The organism is Virgibacillus aidingensis (genome assembly GCF_010994035.1).
Taxonomy (GTDB): Bacteria; Bacillota; Bacilli; order Bacillales; family Amphibacillaceae; genus Virgibacillus_N.
In genome coordinates this window covers 1-22,079 of sequence record NZ_WIXN01000006.1, presented here as the reverse complement: position 1 = coordinate 22,079, position 22,079 = coordinate 1, and the positions used below count along the sequence as shown (strand labels likewise).

The 22,079-nt window shown below is 42.4% G+C and carries 19 protein-coding genes and 1 riboswitch; all 19 genes read left to right on the top strand.

Annotation, left to right across the window (positions count from 1 at the left end; all coding sequences use genetic code 11):
- Positions 1 to 158 precede the first annotated feature (158 nt).
- Positions 159 to 2,612, top strand: a complete 2,454-nt coding sequence (spoIIE, locus tag GHD25_RS06515) for a stage II sporulation protein E (RefSeq protein WP_164215582.1) — start codon at positions 159 to 161, stop codon at positions 2,610 to 2,612.
- 421 nt (positions 2,613 to 3,033) lie between these two features.
- Complete coding sequence (locus GHD25_RS06510; RefSeq protein WP_276207805.1) at positions 3,034 to 3,777, top strand: vWA domain-containing protein; 744 nt, start codon at positions 3,034 to 3,036, stop codon at positions 3,775 to 3,777.
- Positions 3,743 to 4,678, top strand: a complete 936-nt coding sequence (locus GHD25_RS06505) for a protein kinase domain-containing protein (RefSeq protein WP_164215580.1) — start codon at positions 3,743 to 3,745, stop codon at positions 4,676 to 4,678. The genes GHD25_RS06510 and GHD25_RS06505 overlap by 35 nt, the downstream gene beginning before the upstream one ends.
- Positions 4,679 to 4,727: 49 nt before the next feature.
- Positions 4,728 to 6,131, top strand: coding sequence for a tRNA lysidine(34) synthetase TilS (tilS, locus tag GHD25_RS06500; RefSeq protein WP_164215579.1), 1,404 nt, complete (start codon positions 4,728 to 4,730; stop codon positions 6,129 to 6,131).
- Between the two features lies 1 nt (position 6,132).
- On the top strand, positions 6,133 to 6,675 hold the full coding sequence (hpt, locus tag GHD25_RS06495; protein ID WP_164215578.1) for a hypoxanthine phosphoribosyltransferase: 543 nt from the start codon (positions 6,133 to 6,135) through the stop codon (positions 6,673 to 6,675).
- 241 nt (positions 6,676 to 6,916) lie between these two features.
- The gene (gene ftsH, locus GHD25_RS06490; RefSeq protein ID WP_164215577.1) at positions 6,917 to 8,962 is read left to right on the top strand and encodes an ATP-dependent zinc metalloprotease FtsH; all 2,046 of its coding nucleotides are present in this window, start codon (positions 6,917 to 6,919) and stop codon (positions 8,960 to 8,962) included.
- A 360-nt stretch (positions 8,963 to 9,322) separates the two neighbouring features.
- Complete coding sequence (locus GHD25_RS06485) at positions 9,323 to 10,099, top strand: type III pantothenate kinase (RefSeq protein ID WP_164215576.1); 777 nt, start codon at positions 9,323 to 9,325, stop codon at positions 10,097 to 10,099.
- 57 nt (positions 10,100 to 10,156) lie between these two features.
- Entirely contained in the window at positions 10,157 to 11,026 is an 870-nt protein-coding gene (gene hslO / locus GHD25_RS06480) for an Hsp33 family molecular chaperone HslO (RefSeq protein ID WP_164215575.1), read from the top strand.
- A gap of 39 nt (positions 11,027 to 11,065) precedes the next feature.
- Positions 11,066 to 11,965, top strand: coding sequence for a peptidylprolyl isomerase (locus GHD25_RS06475; RefSeq protein ID WP_164215574.1), 900 nt, complete (start codon positions 11,066 to 11,068; stop codon positions 11,963 to 11,965).
- An 87-nt stretch (positions 11,966 to 12,052) separates the two neighbouring features.
- Positions 12,053 to 12,979, top strand: coding sequence for a cysteine synthase A (gene cysK / locus GHD25_RS06470; RefSeq protein WP_164215573.1), 927 nt, complete (start codon positions 12,053 to 12,055; stop codon positions 12,977 to 12,979).
- 352 nt (positions 12,980 to 13,331) lie between these two features.
- A riboswitch (cobalamin riboswitch) is annotated at positions 13,332 to 13,524 on the top strand.
- Between the two features lie 130 nt (positions 13,525 to 13,654).
- Positions 13,655 to 15,859 (top strand): ribonucleoside-diphosphate reductase subunit alpha, encoded by a 2,205-nt coding sequence (locus tag GHD25_RS06465; RefSeq protein ID WP_462943520.1) that lies wholly within the window; start codon positions 13,655 to 13,657, stop codon positions 15,857 to 15,859.
- 53 nt (positions 15,860 to 15,912) lie between these two features.
- Positions 15,913 to 16,290 carry a flavodoxin gene (locus tag GHD25_RS06460; protein ID WP_240452268.1) on the top strand — a complete coding sequence of 126 codons (378 nt, stop codon included), beginning with the start codon at positions 15,913 to 15,915 and terminating at the stop codon, positions 16,288 to 16,290.
- Positions 16,271 to 17,314 (top strand): ribonucleotide-diphosphate reductase subunit beta, encoded by a 1,044-nt coding sequence (locus tag GHD25_RS06455; protein ID WP_164215570.1) that lies wholly within the window; start codon positions 16,271 to 16,273, stop codon positions 17,312 to 17,314. Before GHD25_RS06460 ends, GHD25_RS06455 begins: the two co-directional genes overlap by 20 nt.
- 278 nt (positions 17,315 to 17,592) lie before the next feature.
- Positions 17,593 to 18,417, top strand: a complete 825-nt coding sequence (gene folP, locus GHD25_RS06450) for a dihydropteroate synthase (protein WP_164215569.1) — start codon at positions 17,593 to 17,595, stop codon at positions 18,415 to 18,417.
- A gap of 3 nt (positions 18,418 to 18,420) precedes the next feature.
- Positions 18,421 to 18,786 (top strand): dihydroneopterin aldolase, encoded by a 366-nt coding sequence (gene folB, locus GHD25_RS06445; protein ID WP_164215568.1) that lies wholly within the window; start codon positions 18,421 to 18,423, stop codon positions 18,784 to 18,786.
- A complete protein-coding gene (gene folK / locus GHD25_RS06440; RefSeq protein ID WP_164215567.1) occupies positions 18,783 to 19,292 on the top strand; it encodes a 2-amino-4-hydroxy-6-hydroxymethyldihydropteridine diphosphokinase in 510 nt (169 codons plus the stop codon). Before folB ends, folK begins: the two co-directional genes overlap by 4 nt.
- Positions 19,262 to 19,531, top strand: a complete 270-nt coding sequence (locus tag GHD25_RS06435) for a helix-turn-helix domain-containing protein (RefSeq protein WP_164215566.1) — start codon at positions 19,262 to 19,264, stop codon at positions 19,529 to 19,531. The genes folK and GHD25_RS06435 overlap by 31 nt, the downstream gene beginning before the upstream one ends.
- Before the next feature lie 227 nt (positions 19,532 to 19,758).
- The gene (locus GHD25_RS06430) at positions 19,759 to 19,911 is read left to right on the top strand and encodes a hypothetical protein (RefSeq protein ID WP_164215565.1); all 153 of its coding nucleotides are present in this window, start codon (positions 19,759 to 19,761) and stop codon (positions 19,909 to 19,911) included.
- Positions 19,912 to 20,074: 163 nt separating this feature from the next.
- A complete protein-coding gene (lysS, locus tag GHD25_RS06425) occupies positions 20,075 to 21,556 on the top strand; it encodes a lysine--tRNA ligase (protein ID WP_164215564.1) in 1,482 nt (493 codons plus the stop codon).
- Positions 21,557 to 22,079: the final 523 nt, after the last annotated feature.

Genomic DNA, 22,079 nt, shown 5'->3' with positions numbered 1-22,079 from the left:
CAGTGCAAATTCTATTATTTTCCATACGCCTGTTCGTGTTGAATTGTGCCGTTCGTATAGAATGCCGTCGAACGATTTATTGGATCAGCTCTCTTGTTTTGACAAAAAAACAATACAACCTATGTTTTAATGTTACCCACAGGAGGAGGGCAAAAAGTATGATAAATTCAATCACAAGGGCAGAACCAAATACACTTGGAAAGGAAGGGACAAGCCATATAAGGAGGTTTCAATCTAAATTTACCGCTAAAATGAAAGCGATATTACTGAAGAAAGGGGTCTTATTTTACGCTGTAGGTTTTTTATTGGGCAGGGCGGTTATTCTGGAGGAGGTTTCCCCATTTGCTGTTGCTTTTTTGGCTACCATGTGGTTCTTGCATAGGGAAAAAGCAGCAGGGTCAATGCTCGCTGTGTTAGCTGGGGCACTGACTTTTTCCATCACACATAGTATTTTTATATTCATTGCGATGCTTTTATTTATTTTCCTGGCAGGCATTTTTAAACAGGTCAAAAATCAGGAGATTCTTATCCCTGTATTTGTCTTTCTATCGACTGCAGTACCGCGTATATTTTTATATTCCATCTATGGTCAATTATCCTCCTATGAATGGATGCTCCTCGTTGTGGAAGGGGTGCTGGGAACCGTGCTTTTACTAATCTTTATGCAAAGCGTTCCGCTAATAGCACCAAAAAGATATAAACCTTCATTAAAAAATGAAGAAATTGTTTGCATGATTATTCTTATTGCCTCTATTTTAACAGGAATGATCGGCTGGGAAATCTATAATGCATCCATAGAACAGGTTTTTTCACGCTACTTTGTACTTGTATTGGCATTTGTTGGTGGAGCGGCCATTGGATCAACCGTTGGGGTGGTTGCAGGCTTAATCCTTTCCTTAGCAAATGTTGCGAACCTGTATCAGATGAGCCTTTTGGCATTTTCAGGTTTGTTGGGGGGATTATTAAAAGAGGGTAAAAAGCCCGGGGTGGCGATAGGTTTATTGGCAGGTACATTTTTAATCGGCATATATGGAAATGCGGAGGCACTTTTTCCTTCAATGCTGGAATCGCTAATCGCCATTGCTTTATTTATCATGACGCCGGCAGGCTGGTTTAAAAGGCTTTCTCGTTATATACCGGGAACAGAAGAATATACAAATGAACAGAATCAATATTTGCAGAAGGTAAGGAATGTAACTGCAAAACGGGTGGAGCAATTTTCGGATGTATTTGCTGCCCTGTCAAAAAGCTTTTCCGCAGAGGATGGTCCCTCTGTTGACGAACAGGAAGAAAGAAGGGAGACGGACTATTTTTTAAGCCAGGTGACAGAAAGGACATGCCAGAGCTGCTTTATGAAAGAAAGATGCTGGCAGAAAGAATTTGATAAAACGTATCATCTAATGGAAGAAATGAAGACGGATTTAAACGATGGAAAAAAGGTAAATAGGAAAACAATCAGGGAGTTTGAAAACTATTGTGTAAAACCGAAAAAAGTCATGGAAGCAATGAAAGAGGAAATGACAATATTTGAAGCAAACCGCAAGCTGAAAAAGCAGGTGGCGGAAAGCAAGCGGCTGGTTGCGGAACAGCTGAGCGGCATTTCAGAGGTGATGGATGATTTTGCGAGGGAGATATTAAAGGAGCGGCAGCATCATGAAAAGCAAGAGATGGAAATCATGCATGCATTAAAAAACCTTGGGCTGGACTTGGAAAAGCTCGATATTTTCAGCTTGGAAAAAGGCAATGTCGACATCGAAATGACGATCTCTGTCTATGCTTATCATGGGGAGGGGCCAAAGCTGATCGCTCCGGTCCTGTCGGATATTTTACAGGAAATGGTGGTGGTTAAGCATGAGGAAGTATCACCGTTTCCGAACGGATTCAGTTATTTGGCATTTGGATCAGCGAAAGAGTTTATTGTGGAAACGGGAGCTGCCAATGCAGCCAAAGGCGGGGGGTTAATTTCCGGGGACAGTTATACGACAATTGAACTTGGGGCAGGCAAGTTTGCCATGGCCATCAGTGATGGCATGGGAAATGGAAAAAGGGCAAAAGAGGAGAGTATGGAAACATTGCGGCTCCTGCAGCAGATTTTGCAGACGGGAATCCCTGAAAAGGTGGCTATCAAGTCAATTAATTCCATCCTTGCATTACGGACGACAGATGAAATGTTTGCCACGCTTGATCTTGCTGTAATTGACTTAAACAATGCATTTGTACGGTTTTTGAAGATCGGATCCACCCCGAGCTTTATAAAAAGGGGGAATCAGCTGCTGCCGATTGAAGCAAGCAATCTGCCGATGGGGATTATTCAGGAGTTCGATGTGGAAATTGTCAGTGAACAGCTCATGTCAGAAGACGTATTAATTATGATGAGTGACGGCATTTTTGAAGGACCAAAGCATGTGGAAAATACGGATATATGGCTGAAGCGGAAAATACGGGAAATGGAAACAGACGACCCGCAGGAAATAGCAGATCTGTTGCTTGAGGAGGTAATCCGGACACGTTCCGGAGAAATCGAAGACGACATGACCGTGGTAGTTACCAAAATAAAGAAAAACACACCAGAGTGGGCACCTATTCCCATGCAGCAGGAGCAGGCACAGTAGATGATTGGGCAGGAGTATATTTTGAAGTGAATGGACAAGCATGGTTGCTGAAAGAAGTATAGAGCCTATTAAATCCCCCAGGGAATATCTCAGGTATATGAATGCACGTGAAAGATGCGTGGCATGTATTAGGGGAGGCGTCTCAAGTGCACGGATGGGCGTCAAAAGCCTCGATTGTGTATCAGAGGGAACGTCTTAAGTACAAGGGCAGTCGTCAAAGTTCCCGTGCATGTATTAGAGAGAATCCGCCAAGTCAAAGGTCAACCATCTGTATAAGAATATAAAAATATTGCTGCATTACTTTATAAAAAATGCGCATTAAAAATAAATTCAACTAAAAATAAAAGTACCCAAACTGCCTTCATGTATACATCCAATTATTTTCGGCGATGCTGTTAATAAAATTCTCAGGAGGAGGCAGATCGGGTTGAAGAAAGGCACATTAAAACAGATTCTGCTGATTACAGACGGATGCTCCAATAAAGGGGAAGATCCTTCTGCCACAGCAGGTTTGGCATATGAACAGGGAATTACAGTCAATGTGATTGGAATTTTGGAGGATGATGCTTCACAACAGCCGGATGGCCTGCAGGAAGTAGAAGACATTGCATTATCCGGCGGGGGAGTCAGCCAGCTCGTATATAAAAAAGCCCTGTCCCAAACCGTCCAAATGGTTACAAAACAGGCGATGACTCAGACGCTGCAGGGTTTTGTAAATAAAGAGCTGAAGCAGATTCTGGGACCGGAAAAGTCATTGGAAGAAATGGAACCTGAAAAGCGCGGCGAGATTATGGAAGTAGTGGAAGATATGGGAGAAACATGTGATTTGGAGGTGCTTGTACTGATTGATACAAGTGCCAGCATGACAGATAAACTTCCAACAGTGAAAGAGGCATTAATCGATTTATCCATCAGTTTAAATGCAAGGATAGGAAGAAACCGTTTTTCCATTTTTCGTTTCCCGGGGAAACAGCAGGATATGGAAAAAGTGTTTGACTGGTCACCCAGACTGGATGATATTTCTACTATTTTCCCGGGACTGACGAGTGGTGGTATCACGCCTACAGGGCCGGCCATCAGGGAAGCAATCTATCAATTTGGCAGGAAGAGCTTAATGAGGAGCTTGAGGCATGAGAATGAACGAGGCATGGAAGAAGAAGCATAATGCAGAAATAAGGCCGGGGACAACCATCACAGGGAAGTGGCATGGCAAACGCTATGTTATTAAGAAGAAGCTGGGGGAAGGAGCTATAGGCAGTGTCTACTTATGTGAGGTGAATGGCAGAGAAAAAGCATTAAAGATCAGTGATAACCGCACCTCGATGACAGTGGAGGTAAATGTATTAAAGTCACTCGGTAAGGTCCAGGGGAATCGTCTTGGACCTTCTTTATTGGATGTGGATGATTGGATTTCCCCGTTTGGCACGGCTTATACTTTTTATGTCATGGAATATCTGAAAGGAGAGCCATTGTCTTCATTTATCCAGCGGAATGGCAGTGAATGGCTCGGCGTTTTTATGCTTCAGCTCTTGGATGACCTGGAACGTTTGCATGCTTCGGGCTGGGTGTTTGGGGATTTAAAAACGGAAAACCTGCTCGTACTGCATGCACCGCCAAGAGTAAGGTGGATAGATGTCGGCGGAACGACTCAAATCGGAAGGGCAATCAAAGAATACACGGAATTTTATGATCGCGGCTATTGGAAAATGGGTTCGAGAAAAGCGGAGCCAAGCTACGATCTGTTTGCGTTTGTGATGATTTTTTTAAACATTTATTACCCAAAGCGGTTTGACAAAGGGTTAGAGCCGGAAAAAACCTTGTTAAAAAGATTGCATGACGTGAAACCTTTGCGGCCATACATTGTGCCGCTAAAAAAAGCATTGCAGGGAAAATATGCTTCAAGTGCAGAGATGAAGAAGGAATTAATGCTCATTTTTTATCAAGCCCAAAAACGTACCAATCTAAGGAAAAACCGGAGAAAAGAGTCAATGCCTCACTTTTTTACAGAAGTTATTGGAATTACGGTAATCGCTATCGGGTACTACTTATTTTCCCTTCTTTTATGACATTTGGTAAAATGGAAGATAATCATATGGTATTGGGGATGGCAGCCGGATGAAAAGGAAGCTTTTGGCATTTATAGAAAAAAACCAATTATTAAGAGAGCAAAGCACTGTTTTAGCGGGTGTTTCCGGCGGACCCGATTCGCTTGCGCTGCTCCACTTTTTGGCATCCATCAGGGAGGAATGGAAGCTCGAGGTGATTGCTGTCACTATTGATCATCGGCTTCGGCAGGGAGAATCGCAAGAAGATGTACTTTACGTGGAGAAAAAGTGTAAAGAATGGGGAATCCCATCTGTGAGCACTTCCTTAAATGTTCCGGCTTATAAAGAAAAGAATCAGCTTGGTACCCAACTCGCAGCGAGGGAAATGCGCTACGAATTTTTCCGGGAACAGATGAAAGCATATGAAGCAGATTTTCTTGCGCTTGGCCATCATGGCGATGACCAGGTAGAAACGATGCTGATGGAAATGATGCGTGCTGCAGACTCTGCTGCTTTAAAGGGTATTCCAGTTAAGAGAAAATTTGCCGGAGGTTTGATTATTCGCCCGCTTCTTGCTGTAAACAGGGAAGAAATCCTCGCCTACTGTAAAGAGGAAAATATTGATCCAAGATTTGATCCATCCAATGAAGAAGCAGTTTATACGAGAAATTACTTAAGAAAATACATAATGCCGTTAATAAAAGAAAAAAACCCTAATATACATACTACAGTACAGCATTTGAGCAATACGCTTCAGGCAGACGAAAGGTATTTGCAAAAACAAGCGGCTGAGATGGCAAAAAACGTCGTAAACTATGATAAGGAAGGGAAAAAAATTTCGATTTCCGTAAATGAGTTTAAAACACATCCATATGCTTTACAAAGAAGAGCCTATCATCTAATATTGAACTATCTGTATGTACAATTACCCAAAGATTTGTCTTACATACATGAGGAGTATTTTTTTATGCTGCTGCACAGCGAAAAAAGCAATATCCGGATTGATTTTCCTTCACAGCTGAAGCTGGAAAAATCGTATGACAAGCTTATGTTTTATTTTCCGCTTGCCTTTCCTCAAGATAGGTCATATCACCGCAAATTGGAGATTCCCGGGAGTGTTTCCTTGCCGGATGGCACAGTAATCCGTACCGAACTGGTTGATCAACATAAGGATATAAAGAAAAATATCTTTATTTGTTCTGCTGCCCGGATTAAACTGCCATTACATATTCGTACACGAAAGGCCGGGGACAGGATGACATGGAAAGGATTAAATGGTAGTAAAAAGCTGAAGGATATTTTTATTGATGCAAAAATTCCGGTTGGGGAACGGGATACTTGGCCGCTGATCACGGATGATGATGGAAAAATTTTATGGGTGATCGGCTTAAAAAAAGGACAACCCCCCGGCGGAACAGCTAGCGCTCCTTATATTAAAATACATTATGAAAACGGAAATGCACAGGAGGTTTAATATGCAAAACGATATTAAAGAAATATTAATATCAGAAGAGGAAATTGCAAACAAATGCAAAGAGCTGGGCCGCCAGCTGACACAGGAGTATGATGGGAGATTTCCGCTTGCTATCGGGGTGTTAAAAGGCGCCATGCCTTTCATGTCAGATGTTTTGCGTTATACCGAGATTCCCCTCGAAATGGATTTTATGGATGTCTCAAGCTATGGGGATAGTACCCGTTCTTCAGGGGAAGTTAAAATAGTAAAGGACCTTGACACAAAAGTAGAGGGCCGGGATCTTCTGATTATTGAAGATATTATCGACAGCGGGCTGACATTAAGTTATCTTGTTGATTTGTTTAAATATCGAAAAGCCAAGTCGATTAAGATTGTGACATTGCTGGATAAGCCTTCTGGCAGATCTGCTGCCATCAAGGCGGATATGATCGGATTTGAAGTGCCGAATGAATTTGTTGTCGGTTATGGGCTGGATTACCAGGAAAAATACCGTAACCTTCCATTTATTGGGGTACTGAAACCGGAAATTTACAGCGGGGAATAAAATTTCCTTGCTGTGACAATGCCCTGACAGAAAGCAGTGCTGAAATGCAGATAAACAGCTGCTACACTTTCCTGCATCTGCTGCAAAAACTCCCCGTATTCGGGGAAATTTCCAGTTCGATTTTTTTGCTTTTTACAGCTGGAAAATATGTCCTGTTTATAAGGTGTAAATAGTTGTATTCTAACTTTTTCATATGATACGATATTATGTAGTTTTTCCCCAGTTTGGGAGGAGGTAAGTAATGAGCCGGATATTTCGGAACGTGTTATTCTGGGTACTCATATTTTTTGTCATAATTGGCGTTATGGGAGTATTTACCGGACAGAATGAACAACAGGAACAATTAAATGTACAGGAATTTATGACTGAATTAAATGCAGGCAATATCGATGAAATGACGATGCAGCCGGCAAATGGTATTATGCGTTATACCGGTAACTTGGCAGACGGTACACAATTTGTAGCCCAGGTTCCGGATAATACTGATATTATTCATGACATTACAGAACAAGCAAATGAACAAAGCGTGCTATTTGTAGAAGAAGAGGAACAGCCAAGTGCTTGGGTTACCTTTTTAACTACGATGATTCCATTTCTGATCATCGCGCTATTCTTCTTGTTTATTCTCAGCCAGGCTCAAGGCGGGGGCGGCGGCGGCCGTGTCATGAACTTTGGTAAAAGTAAAGCAAAAATGTATACCGAAGATAAGAAGAAAGTACGCTTCAAGGATGTAGCGGGGGCAGATGAAGAGAAGCAGGAGCTTGTAGAAGTTGTTGACTTTTTGAAAGACCCGCGCAAATTCTCCGCAGTTGGTGCGCGAATTCCAAAAGGGGTTCTTCTTGTAGGGCCTCCGGGAACAGGTAAAACGTTGCTTGCCCGTGCCGTTGCAGGTGAAGCAGGCACACCATTTTTCTCCATCAGTGGTTCTGACTTTGTGGAAATGTTCGTCGGGGTTGGTGCTTCACGGGTGAGAGACTTATTTGAAAATGCGAAGAAAAATGCACCGTGTATTATATTCATAGATGAAATTGATGCTGTAGGAAGACAGCGTGGTGCCGGACTTGGAGGCGGCCACGATGAACGTGAACAGACATTGAACCAGCTGCTTGTTGAAATGGATGGTTTTGGAGCAAATGAAGGTATTATTATTATCGCTGCGACAAACCGTGCGGATATCCTCGACCCTGCACTTCTCCGTCCTGGACGTTTTGACCGTCAAATTATGGTCGACCGTCCGGATGTAAAAGGACGTCAGGAAGTACTGAAGGTGCATGCGAGAAACAAGCCGCTTGATGAAAATGTGGATTTAAAAGTGATTGCCATGCGGACACCGGGCTTTTCCGGCGCTGATTTGGAAAATCTCCTGAACGAAGCAGCACTTGTTGCCGCCAGGTCTGACCGGAGTTCCATATCAATGGTGGATGTGGATGAAGCCATTGACAGGGTAATTGCGGGACCGGCGAAGAAGAGCAGGGTAATATCCGAGAAAGAGCGCAACATTGTCGCATATCATGAAAGTGGACACACGATTATTGGTATGGTGCTGGATGATGCTGATATGGTGCATAAGGTAACTATTGTTCCAAGGGGGCAGGCAGGAGGCTATGCTGTCATGCTGCCAAGAGAAGACCGTTACTTTATGACAAAACCGGAGTTGTTTGATAAAATTACCGGGCTGCTGGGCGGCCGTGTTGCAGAAGAAATTATCTTCGGAGAAGTAAGTACAGGGGCACATAACGACTTCCAGCGTGCCACAAGCATTGCACGTAAAATGATTACTGAATATGGAATGAGTGATAAAATCGGCCCGCTGCAATTTACAAGCGGCGGCGGTGAAGTATTCCTTGGCCGGGATATAGGCAATGAGCAAAGCTACAGTGATGCCATTGCCCATGAAATTGACCAGGAGATGCAAAACTTTATTAACTATTGTTATGACCGTGCCAAAACGATCCTTACAGAGAATAAAGACAAGCTTGAGCTTGTAGCTAAAACGCTCCTTGAAGTAGAAACCCTGGATGCGAAACAAATTAAAGGATTGTTTGAAGATGGCATTCTTCCTGAACCTGAAGAGGACGATACAGATAAAGAGGATGTGAAAGTAAACATCCAATCAAAAGAGGAAACAGAGCCTGAATCATATGAAGAGGCAAAAGAAAAAGAAGAAGAAAAAAGAACAGATAAAACGGATTCTGAAGATATTTCCGAGGACATAAAGAAATCGGAAGAAGATGCGATTATGACAGACAATAAACCTTCAGAAGACGATGAAAACAAAAAGGATTAAACGTTGTTTTCAGAGAGATGATGGATCAGTACCCCTTCGTTTTAACGGGGTACTGATTTTTTTTTGCGTGTTAATTAGGGTATAACATTTCGGCCGGAAAGTGGATTTGGGGAAACTTATTTCCCAGGCCGGAGTTTTTCTATGAAGGAACAAAAGAACATGGATTGTGACGCAATTTTTTAATTGGAAGGTTAGTTCTGGTGATACTAACACAGGGGATTTCTATTCTTTCTCATCTCTATGAAAGTGTGGTATATTTAAAAAATAAAAGCTTGCTTCAAGGAGCGGTTGAATGGCCACATACATGAAGCTGAAAGAGAAAGTACAAGTTATACCAGGCATGGAAAGGTGCGTTAATATATGTTATTTGTTTTGGATGTGGGGAATACGAATACTGTTTTAGGGGTTTTTGAGAACGATGAATTAAAGCATGACTGGCGTATTAAAACTGACCGTCATAAAACGGAAGATGAATTTGGCATATTAATCAAGTCATTGTTTGAACATAAAGGCATTTCATTATCGGATATTGATGGAGTCATTATTTCTTCCGTGGTGCCTCCTATTATGTATTCAATGGAAAAAATGAGCAGAGACTACTTTAATGTAGAGCCCATGGTCATTGGTAATGACTCGGTTCGTTCAGCACTAAAGATGCGGTATCCCAACCCGAAGGAAATTGGGGCAGACCGAATTGTAAATGCCGTCGGGGCAATTAATGAATACGATACACCGCTTATTATTATTGATTTTGGTACGGCTACTACTTTTTGTTATATTAATGATGAAAAAGAATATGTGGGCGGGGTTATTTCCCCGGGAATTAATATTTCCATGGAGGCTTTGTACAGTAAGGCATCCAAACTGCCAAAAATAGAAATCCAAGCACCTGATCATGTCATCGGCACATCTACTGTGGGGGCGATGGAGTCAGGCGTTTTTTATGGGTATGTGGCCCAAGTAGACGGTATTGTAAGGCGTATCCAGCGTGCAGTCAGTAAAGAAGCAACAGTTATCGCAACAGGGGGACTTGCGCCATTAATTGCAGATGAATCAGAAACTATTCAACATGTGGATCCTGATTTAACACTAAAGGGATTACATTTGATCTACCAAAAAAACAAAAAAGGAAATTAAAAGGCTGCTTATATTAGTGATTAAAGTTGAGACAAACAAGACAAAGGAGCGATTTGATTGAAGGATTATCTGGTTAAAGCAACAGCTTATCATGGAAAGGTACGGGCATATGCTATTTCTTCTACTGGAATGGTGAAAGAAGCACAAGAAAGGCATGATACATGGGCAACTGCTTCTGCAGCATTGGGAAGAACGATGACCATTACAACAATGATGGGCGCTATGATGAAAGGTGACGATACCCTAACTGTAAAAATAGAAGGCGGTGGCCCCATAGGCGCCATTATAGTGGATGGAAATGCAAGTGGGGAAACCCGCGGGTATGTAAAGAACCCTCATGTTGATTTTGAGTTAAACAAAAATGGCAAGCTGGATGTGGCTCGCGCTGTCGGGAATGAAGGAACCTTAAGTATTACGAAGGATGTCGGATTAAAGGATTTTTTCACTGGAGAAGTTCCGATTATTTCCGGGGAAATTAGCGAAGATTTTACGTATTACTTTGCAAACTCTGAGCAGATTCCTTCTGCAGTAGCAGCAGGTGTTTTAGTTAATCCTGATCACTCGATCCTTGCAGCAGGAGGATTTATTGTTCAAGTAATGCCGGGGGCAGAGGAAGATATGATTACACGGCTGGAGGAACAGATTCAGTCATTTCCCGCTATTTCCTCATTGATTCGGGAAGGGAAAACACCACAGCAAATACTGGAGACTTTATTTGGAGAGGAAGAAGTGAAGGTACTGGAAACCTTACCTGTGGAATTTCGCTGCAAATGCTCCAGAGAACGCCTTGAGCGGGCAATTGCCGGACTGGGAAATGAGGAGATCCAGCAGATGATCGATGAAGATCACGGTGCAGAAGCTACCTGTCATTTTTGTAATCAAATATATCACTTCAGTGAAAAAGAGCTGGAAGCTTTAAAACAATAGCAAAAGGAGACATGAACAAAAACAGGGGGAGCATGAACAATGTCCAAAAAACTGCTGCTGGGTATCATCATCGTATTGTTAATAACAAATATTGCTTCACTGTTTTTTTGGAACAGTGGAGATAATGAAACGGTGCTGTCTGATGAACAGACAATCAATACCAAAGAGGCAATGGCTTCCGTAAATGGGGAAGAGATTTCCTATCAGGACTGGATGGCTAAGCTTAGAAACAAACATGGAGAAAAAGAATTAAAAACGATGATTGACCGGGAAGTAGTCAGGCAGCTGGCAGACGAGAAAGGTATTGAAATAAATGAAAAAGTAGTTGAACGGGAAATATCGATGATTGCCGCAATGCAGGGTATTATGACAGAAGAGGAATATGAAGCCGAAAGAGAGAGCTGGCGGGATGATATTATACACCGGTATCAATTGGAGTTCCTGTTGACAGAAGATACAGATATACCTGAGGAGGATATAGAACAGCATTATACTATTTACCAGGATCAGTATGATTTTACTTCATCCCTGCAGCTTTCCCATATTGTGGTAGAGGATACGGACACAGCTGAGAAAATAATTGAAGAACTCGAGTATGGGGCGTCCTTTGATTTGCTTGCCCGGGAATATTCTATTGATGAGGAGACAAATACAGATGGCGGCTATCTTGGTTTTATTTATACAACAAGCCAATTTATGCCGGATGGGTATGTGGAGGCCGCGGCGGAAATGGAAGAAAACACTTATAGTGAACCTTTTGCTGCCGGACAAGGTGTGGCAATCATTTATCTTCATCGCGCCCTTCCATCTATTGAATTTACATATGAGGAGATAGAGCCTTATGTAGAAAGCGAATTGGGATTGCATGAATTGGATCAATCTCTCTCTGCAGATCCTTTATGGAATGAAATGGAGATAGACTGGGTATATGAAAAGTAATGGAAATTAATTTATTGACATTTTAGCTTGAAAAGCATACAGTAATACTAAATCCTACAAAGTTTATAGGAATTAGGAGGAACGTACATGAGAGTTGCTGATAATATTACCGGCCTTATTGGGGAAACACCCATTGTAAAGCTGAACAGAATGACAGATGAAGATAGCGCGGATATTTATTTAAAACTGGAATTTATGAACCCCGCCAGTTCTGTGAAGGATCGTATTGCACTTGCCATGGTGGAAGCTGCCGAAAAAGAAGGAGCTTTAAAACCGGGAGATACTATCATCGAGCCGACGAGCGGAAACACTGGAATCGGACTGGCAATGGTAGCTGCTGCCAAAGGATATAAAACAGTATTGGTCATGCCGGATACAATGAGCCAGGAGCGCCGTAATTTATTGCGTGCATATGGTGCGAAGCTTGTCTTAACACCGGGAGCAGAGGCAATGAAGGGCGCTATTAAAAAAGCGGAAGAACTAAAAAAAGAACATGGTTATTTTATGCCGCAGCAATTCAGCAATGAAGCAAATCCTGAAGTACATGCCCGGACGACAGGAAACGAGATTGTCAAACAAATGAGTGAGGGTGTGGATGCCTTTATTTCCGGTATTGGAACCGGCGGAACTATTACAGGTGCAGGAAGAGTACTTAAGGATCATTTCGATGATGTGAAGCTTTATGCTGTGGAGCCGGTAGACTCACCGGTTTTGTCAGGCGGCTCACCGGGACCGCATAAAATCCAGGGAATCGGTGCAGGGTTTGTACCGGATGTACTAGATACAGATCTATACGATGGTGTTATTCAAATTAAAAACGAGGAAGCATTTGAGGCATCTCGTAAAGTAGCCACAACGAATGGTATTCTGGGCGGAATTTCCGCAGGAGCAGCAGTCGCTGCAGCCCAAAGAGTTGCCAGGGATCTTGGAAAAGGCAAAAAAGTGCTTGCCATTATTCCTGATAATGGGGAAAGATATTTATCTACACCGCTTTATCAATTTGAGGAAGAATAGAATTTAGTCGAATATAAATTTCAAATATATATTGGTATACGGATGCTTGTTTGCCTTGCGTTCGTATACCTTTTTTGTTACTCAAACAACAGGCATCCAACCAGTGTTATGAGTTACGGCCATACGCGTGGAGAGTGAGCTGTCTGCATTTATTGAGGAATATAAATTAGGATGTGTAAAGGCTTCGGATATTTACGCTAACTGAAAATACTTTAATGGAAATTTCTCCCCAAAAAACAAATTTTCACGTATTTTAAACATAAAAACGCCCCAAATTCATTGCATAAAGAAATCTACTATGATAGTCTGTAAATACAATATATATTAATAAAAATTTAATAAAACACTATATATAGTGTTCGGGAGCTAAGGTGACATCTTAGTCTTAAAAGGGAATCCGGTGAAAATCCGGAACTGTCCCCGCAACTGTAAGTGTGACGAACGGGTAATCCACTGTATCAGCTGGCTTCACGGCAGCGTTACGGGAAGGGCCCCAGTAGGTTTAAAGCACAAGTCAGGAGACCTGCCTAAGCTCTAGTAGTTTCGTATCCTCGGGGCAAGCGATGATGAAACGATGGAACATGTTTTTTATTTTCTGTCGTTTTACAGCCGTTTACCTCCGGGGTGAGCGGTTTTTTGTTTGGACAAAGAACAGTATTATAAGGAGGCGGAATGATGAACGTAACAGCGGAAGACAATCTGAAACAAGTAATTGATGAGGCTGCAGCGGGACTGAATGTAGACAAAAGAAGCTTTTTGGAAAAGTCCTATGGAGCAACATATAACAGCGATCAATTAATCAAAAGGGCACTGGAAAATATTGATGAGGCAAGCCCCGATTGGACATTTGTCGCAAGCCGTCTATATTTAAATACCTTATATGAACGGGCTGCGGCAAACAGGGGCTATGAACCCGGCTGCCGTTACGGGGATTTCTATCAATTAATGAAAATACTTACGGAAAAAGGAATTTATACCGATCAGCTGCTGGAAAAATATACCCTGCAGGAAATAGACTATTTTGGGTCCATCATTGAACCTGAACGGGATCTGCTATTTAATTATCTTGGTCTGTACACGCTGGCTACCAGGTATCTTGCCACCGACCATGAGAAAAATATGTATGAACTGCCACAGGAACGCTGGATGATTATTGCCATGCACCTCATGCAGGATGAAGACGTTAACCGGCGGCGTGATTATGTGGCGGAAGCTTATTGGGCGTTAAGCAATTTATACATGACAGTGGCAACACCTACCCTGACAAATGCCGGAAAAACTCATGGCCAGCTTTCCAGCTGTTTCATAGACACGGTGGATGACAGCCTGCAATCGATCTATGACAGCAACACCGATATTGCAAAGCTTTCCAAAAACGGCGGAGGAATTGGCGTATACATGGGAAAAATCCGCGGCCGGGGCAGCTCCATCAAAGGCTATAAAAATATGTCCAGCGGGGTTGTGCCCTGGATCAAGCAGCTGAACAATACAGCAGTCAGTGTAGATCAGCTTGGCACAAGAAAAGGGGCCATTGCCGTTTATTTGGATGTATGGCACAGCGATATCGAGGCTTTTCTTGATTTGAAGCTCAACAATGGAGATGAACGACAGCGGGCTCATGATATTTTTACCGGTGTCAGCTTGCCGGATTATTTTATGGAGCAGGTGGAAAAGCGTGGTGACTGGTATTTATTTGACCCCCATGAAGTTCGGCAAGTTATGGGCTATTCTCTGGAAGACTATTTCGATGAAGAAAGAGGGGCAGGCTCTTGGCGAAAGCGGTATCTGGAGTGTGTGGCATCTGATGCGCTGACGAAACGTGTTGTGCCGGCGATTGATATTATGAAACGGATCATGAAGTCGCAGCTTGAATCAGGCACGCCTTTTATGTTTTACCGGGATGAGGTAAACCGGCAGAATAATAACTCACATCAGGGCATGATTTACTGTTCCAATTTATGTACGGAAATTACGCAGAACCAGTCACCTACCGAGTTTTTGGAGGAATTTTCCGAAGCCGACGGAACCATCGTGAAAAAATATAAGCCGGGAGATTATGTTGTATGCAACCTCAGCTCTATTAATCTGGGCCGTGCAGAACCGGAGAATGTCCTGGAAAGGCTGATCCCCATTCAGGTGCGAATGCTGGATAATGTCATTGATATTAATACATTGCCGCTGAAGCAGACACAACTGACAAACCGAAAATACCGTGCGATTGGATTGGGGACATTCGGCTGGCATCATTTGCTGGCAAAGAAAAACATCCGCTGGGAATCGAACGAAGCTGTCGACTATGCGGATCAACTGTATGAAAAAGTTGCTTACTTGACGATTAAGGCGAGCATGGAGCTTAGCAGAGAAAAAGGAAGCTATCCGGCATTTGCGGGAAGTAAATGGCAGACTGGCCGTTATTTTACTGACAAAGGCTACCGTGATGAGAAATGGCATAAATTAAAAGAGGATGTGGCAGTTCACGGTATCCGCAATGGCTATCTGATGGCTGTGGCGCCAAATTCATCCACATCCATGATCGCCGGATCCACTGCCAGTATTGATCCGGTCTTCAAACCATTCTATTTTGAAGAAAAGAAGGATTTTAAGATTGCCGTAACTGCACCGGAACTGGACTATAACACGTATGATGTTTACCGCAGATCCGCTTATATTCTGGATCAGCGCTGGTCAGTGAAACAGAACGCAGCCAGGCAAAAGCATGTGGATCAAAGCATTTCATTTAATATATATGTGCCGAACACGATTAAAGCATCAGTGCTTCTGGCTTTGCATCTCCAGGCATGGAGGGATGGATTGAAAACAACGTATTATGTCCGTTCCACAGCCAATGATGTCGAAGAATGTGAGTGGTGTGAAAGTTGAGGAGTTTAATCGCTTATTTATCATACAGCGGAAATACAAAGGAAACAGCGGAGATGATTGAAAAAGGATTAATAGCGGACGGGTCGGCTGTTGAGATGCACCGGATAGGGATTGATCCTCCGGTGGATGCTTCCCGCTACGGCCTCATTTTTATCGGGACATTTACATGGGAGATGGGTGCCACTCCTGAAGAGGTAAAAGATTTTGTGCTGGAAATAGGCTATAAACCGGAAAATGTAGCTGTATTCGGCACCGGTGATACCCAATTTGGCGGGGATGATCTTTATTGCTGCGCTGTAAATAAGCTGGAAGCCTTTTACAGAAGCAAATGGAACGGCCTGAAAATAGAACAGTCACCACGGGGATCCCAGGAGCCCAAAGTGAAAAACTGGCTGGAAGGAGTGCTGCATGATGTCAAAAGTATTACTTGAAAAGGCAAAAACACTGGAACCGATGAATCCCAACAAATCAACCGCACTTTTTGGCGGGAAATCCAGCGGCATACTGAATTGGAATGATATCGCCTACCCGCACTGGTATAAAATGTACAAGCGGCTCATCGGAAACTATTGGCAGGCGGATGAAATCAATATGTCCGATGATTTACGCCAGTTTGCCACACTGACCAAAGAAGAGCGGGATACCTATTTAAAGATTATCGGTCTGTTATCAACATTGGACGCACCGCAAACGAGAACCGCACTTTTGCTGTCGCTTTATGCAACCGATCCGTCTGTCCAGTCGATCATGGCAGTGATTGCCCAGCAGGAGGCTGTGCACAATGAAAGCTATTCCTATGTATTGTCATCTGTAGTATCCCTGGATGAACAAAACGAAGCATTTCAGCTCGGACGGACCGATCCGGTATTATTAAAACGAAATGAAACAATCATGAACCAGTACAATCAGTTTGTTGAGGAACCGACTGTCGAAAACATTCTTAAAACCTGTGTATATACCGCACTTCTGGAAGGAATGTTCTTCTATTCGGGATTTGCCTTCTTTTATCACCTTGCCAGACAAAATAAGATGGTAGGCACTTCCACGATGATCAGCTATATCAACCGGGATGAGCTGGAGCATGGCAGGTTTATATCTGAATTATTCCGGGCTGTATTACATGAAAATCCGGAACAGAACACGGCAAGCTTTACTGATTGGGTCTACAGCCGGTTCAGAGAATCGGCTGATCTGGAAATCGAATGGTCAAGATATGTCCTGTCCGGAATTCAAGGTATTGATCTTGAAGAAATGGCCGGGTATATCAAATATCGCGCCAATAAGATGCTCCGTATGATGGGGTTAAGCGAGACGTATCCCGAACATACAGACAACCAGATGAAGTGGATTCGGGCGTATGCCGATAATTTTGATGGAACAAAGACAGATTTTTTCGAGCAAAAATCAAGGCAGTATACAAAAACCAGTGATCTGAATGGCTTTGATGATTTGTAGGAAGGCCGGCATTTGGCAGATCGCTTAACATTGTGGTCAGATTTCCCAGTCAGACTATAAGGAGTGATTTCAGCAGAACATGCACTGAAATTTGTTTATTGATGTGCGATTTAGCCTGAATATAACATAAAACCGGTGCGCAGTCTCCAATGGTTGCACCGGTGATTTTATTTCCACGTTTTACTAGCTTTCTGCAGGTATCCCCGGCAATTGCCACTTTTGAATATGCTGTGTTAAGCTAAAGACATTACCGTTTGTTAGAGGGAAGGTAACCGAAAATGAAATTAACTACGAAGAAAAAGAACTATGATTTAACGGATCGTACACATATAATGGGCATCCTGAATGTAACCCCCGACTCATTCTCAGATGGGGGAAGCTATGATTCTCTCAAAAAGGCTGTTGCTCATGCAAAAAAGCTGGAAGAACAAGGTGCTGATTTCATTGATATTGGCGGGGAATCAACCCGGCCGGACCATGCCCCTGTTTCTGAACAGGAAGAAATCAATCGGGTGGTTCCGATAATTGAAGCGGTTAAGAAAGAGGTAAACATACCAATTTCGATTGATACGTACAAAGCAGAAACAGCAAAACAGGCGCTGGAAGCGGGTGCTGATATGATTAATGACGTCTGGGGAGCAAAGCGCGAACCGGAAATAGCCCAAGTTGCCGCAGCATATGACGCACCAATTATTTTAATGCATAATCGGACAAACATGGATTATACCGATTTAGTAGTAGATATGAAAGATGATCTGCAGGAAAGTATAGATATTGCCGTTTCTGCCGGTGTCCCCCGGGAAAATATTATATTGGATCCGGGGATTGGTTTTGCAAAAACGAAAGAACATAACCTCGCTGCAATGAATCATCTGGAACTTTTTCATGCATTTGAACTTCCGCTGCTGCTCGGTACGTCCCGCAAAAGGTTTATTGGAAGTACCCTGGATATTAGCATACCAAAGGATAGGGATGTTGGCACGGGAGCAACAACTTGTCTGGGCATAACCAAAGGAGTTCAAATTGTACGGGTGCATAATGTAGAAATGACTGTACAGCTTACAAAAATGATGGATACTATGCTGCGGGCGGAAAGAGGGTAGCAGATGGACAAGATACTACTGAATAAACTAGAGTTCTATGGATACCACGGATTACTTCCTGAAGAAAAGAAGCTGGGCCAGCGTTTTTATGTAGATGCCGAACTTTATGCCGAGCTGAGAAAAGCAGGCAGAACAGATGACATGAATGATTCGATTCATTACGGCGCGGCTTACGATATTATTGAAGAAGTAGTGACAGGGGAGGCAAAAAACCTGATAGAAGCTGTCGCTGAGACCATTGCAGAAAGGCTTTTAAGCCATTTTTCCCTGCTGACTGCCTGTAAAGTAAAAGTGACCAAACCAGATCCCCCCATAGCAGGAAATTACCAATCTGTTGCCGTGGAAATATATAGGGAGAAAAGTGTATGAACACTGTATACCTTGCTCTGGGAACCAATATTGAACCGAGAGAGGATCATTTAAATCAGGCACTGGGTTATTTGCAAAACGAACATATAACTATCCTTCAGCAATCTTCCATTTATGAAACTGCCCCCGTAGGCTATACAGATCAGTCAGATTTTTTAAATATGGCAGTTAAAATACAAACAGAATTTTCTCCTGTTCAGCTGCTGGACTTCTGTCAAAATTTGGAAAGGAAACTGGGAAGAAAACGCGTGATCCGTTTTGGCCCGCGTACAATCGATCTTGACATTTTACTCTATAATAATGAAAATATACACGGGGAGAGATTGGTAATCCCGCATCCAAGAATGCATGAACGAGCTTTTGTACTTGTTCCATTACACGAAATTTCTCCGGATTATATTATACCGGAACAGGGAAAAAGTGTAGAGGAGCTGATGAGTGAGCTACCAAGATCGGACATAAAGGATGTAATTATATGGAAACTAAACGAATCGGCAGAAGAATAAAGGCGTTTCGAAAATTAAAGGGTTATACACAGGCGAATTTCGCAAAAGAACTGGACGTCTCTCTTTCTTTCATCGGTGCAGTTGAACGCGGTACAAAAGAGGCTTCGGAAAAATTACTGAATCAAATTTCGTCTCTATTATCTATATCCAAAGAAGAATTATTGTTGGAAGAAGGTCAAGACCATCCTGTAATAGAAGAAAATGTTCAAGCGGAAAAACCCGATGTTTTCAATTCGTGATATATAACAACATGGCGTCAAATTGTATCCTGCCGACCTGGCTTTCTGCTGGATGTAACAGGATTTTAACCCAGCGGACAGAGGTATATGTAAACAGATAAACATTTTGATAAACCTGCGCAATAAAAAGAGATATTACATGTATATGGAACTTTTCATTATTACTGTGCAGACATCCGCTGGTATCTTAAAGGCTTTTTGGCAGAAGAGAAATAAGCACCATATTAATGAAGCGGCAAAAACTGCTGTATATGTTATCTGCTTATGCCGATGAATTGGGATCTGGCAGTATAGCCTTGCATGAAAAAATCTGCCGTCCAATCCCGGCAGATTTTTTCATGCAGGAAGAGTCATTTTTGCAAGCATTGACGGGAAGGTGAAAATATCTCTATAATGTATGGAAGTTCCACCACAGGTTTACTTAAGTTAATACACATGAAGATATTACTGTTTTCCGATATACTTACTAATAGAAGAAGGTTCGTAAGTCTTTCGTATTAAATCAAAGGCTTCTATACCTATTATTGACTGGAGTGATCAAACGTGTCAGAAGAGTTAAATGAACATATGCAGGTGCGGCGGGAAAAAATGCAAATGCTCCGCGAACAGGGGATGGATCCATTTGGCGGCAAATTTGAGCGAACCAATTTGGCGGAGGACTTAAAGGATGCTTATAACCAATTTTCCAAAGAAGAACTGGAGGAAAAGCAGGAGCAGGTAACCATTGCAGGCAGAATGATGACCAAACGCGGAAAAGGAAAGGCGGGTTTTGCCCATATCCAGGATCTAAGCGGACAAATTCAGCTTTACGTGCGGAAAGATACTGTCGGGGAGGACAAGTATGAGATTTTCCAATCCATGGACCTGGGTGATATTGTTGGCGTTACTGGTGTGATGTTTAAAACAAATGTCGGGGAATTATCCGTAAAGGCAACAGATATTCAGCTGTTGACAAAAGCACTCCGCCCGCTTCCGGAAAAATACCATGGCTTGAAAGACATTGAACAGCGTTACCGCCAGCGGTATTTGGACTTGATAACAAATATGGACAGCAAGGATACCTTCGTATTACGAAGCAAAATTCTGCAGTCGATGCGCCGTTATCTGGATGGACAAGGCTTTTTGGAAGTGGAAACACCAATGATGCACAGCATTCCGGGAGGTGCTGCTGCCCGTCCATTTGAAACCCATCATAACGCACTGGATATTCAGTTGTATATGCGGATTGCGATTGAACTTCATTTAAAACGGCTTATCGTCGGTGGCCTTGAAAAAGTATATGAAATTGGACGTGTATTCCGAAATGAAGGAGTGTCCACAAGACATAACCCTGAATTTACCATGATCGAGTTGTATGAAGCTTACGCAGATTACGAAGACATTATGGCATTAACGGAAAATCTTATTGCTCATATTGCCAAAGAAGTACATGGCACTACAAAAATCACGTATGACAATCAGGAAATTGATCTTGAGCCAAAATGGACCAGGCTTCATATAGTAGACGCCATTAAAAAAGAAACCGGCGTGGATTTTTGGAAGCATATGAGTGACGAGGAAGCACACAGCTTTGCCAAAGAACACGACGTTGCTGTACAGGATAGCATGACATTTGGCCATATCGTAAATGAATTCTTTGAACAAAAAGTGGAAGAAACGCTTATTCAGCCGACATTTATATATGGTCACCCTGTAGAGATTTCTCCTCTTGCAAAAAAGAATAAAGAAGATGAACGTTTTACAGATCGTTTCGAGCTGTTTATAGTCGGCCGTGAGCATGCCAATGCTTTCAGTGAGTTAAATGATCCGATAGATCAGCGTGAGCGTTTCGAAGCACAGGTGAAAGAACGCGCTGAAGGGAATGACGAAGCACACCTTATGGATGAAGATTTCCTGGAAGCACTGGAATACGGAATGCCGCCAACCGGCGGACTGGGAATAGGCATCGACCGCCTTGTAATGCTGTTAACAAATTCACCATCGATCCGTGATGTATTGTTATTTCCGCAAATGAGAAGCCGATAACCATTGCAAATACCAGCCCGCTGACTAATTTTCAGCAGGCTGGTATTTTTAGTTTCATCATAGTGGATTTCGGGTAAAGTGATGTTACTACAATTATCAGTTGCCCGGAAAATTTAAATGAAATAAGTTTTTATGAGGAAAGTTAAAGAATCCCATTTCTTTCTTTCAAATTTAGCTTGATTTTATAAAGTAAACATGGTAAATTAAATATCGTTGCTTCAAAAAAGCCAAGTGAATAAGCAATGACACATTGTCTGCAATTTTTGGCTCGAGGCAATGGAAGGATAAATTTGGCTGCAAAAAATAACATTAAACAATTGACTTTGTTTTCTTAATGTGTTATATTAAAAAAGTCGCCAATTTGAGCAGGAGAAAATAAAGGCAAAAAACACGTTGACATAATCTGCTTAAGGTGATATAATATAATCTTGTCGCAAAACAAAGCGGCATGATACATTTGCTCTTTGAAAACTGAACAAAACAACCAGTATGTAAACAGATGTCAAGGTGAGAAGTTGGAAGC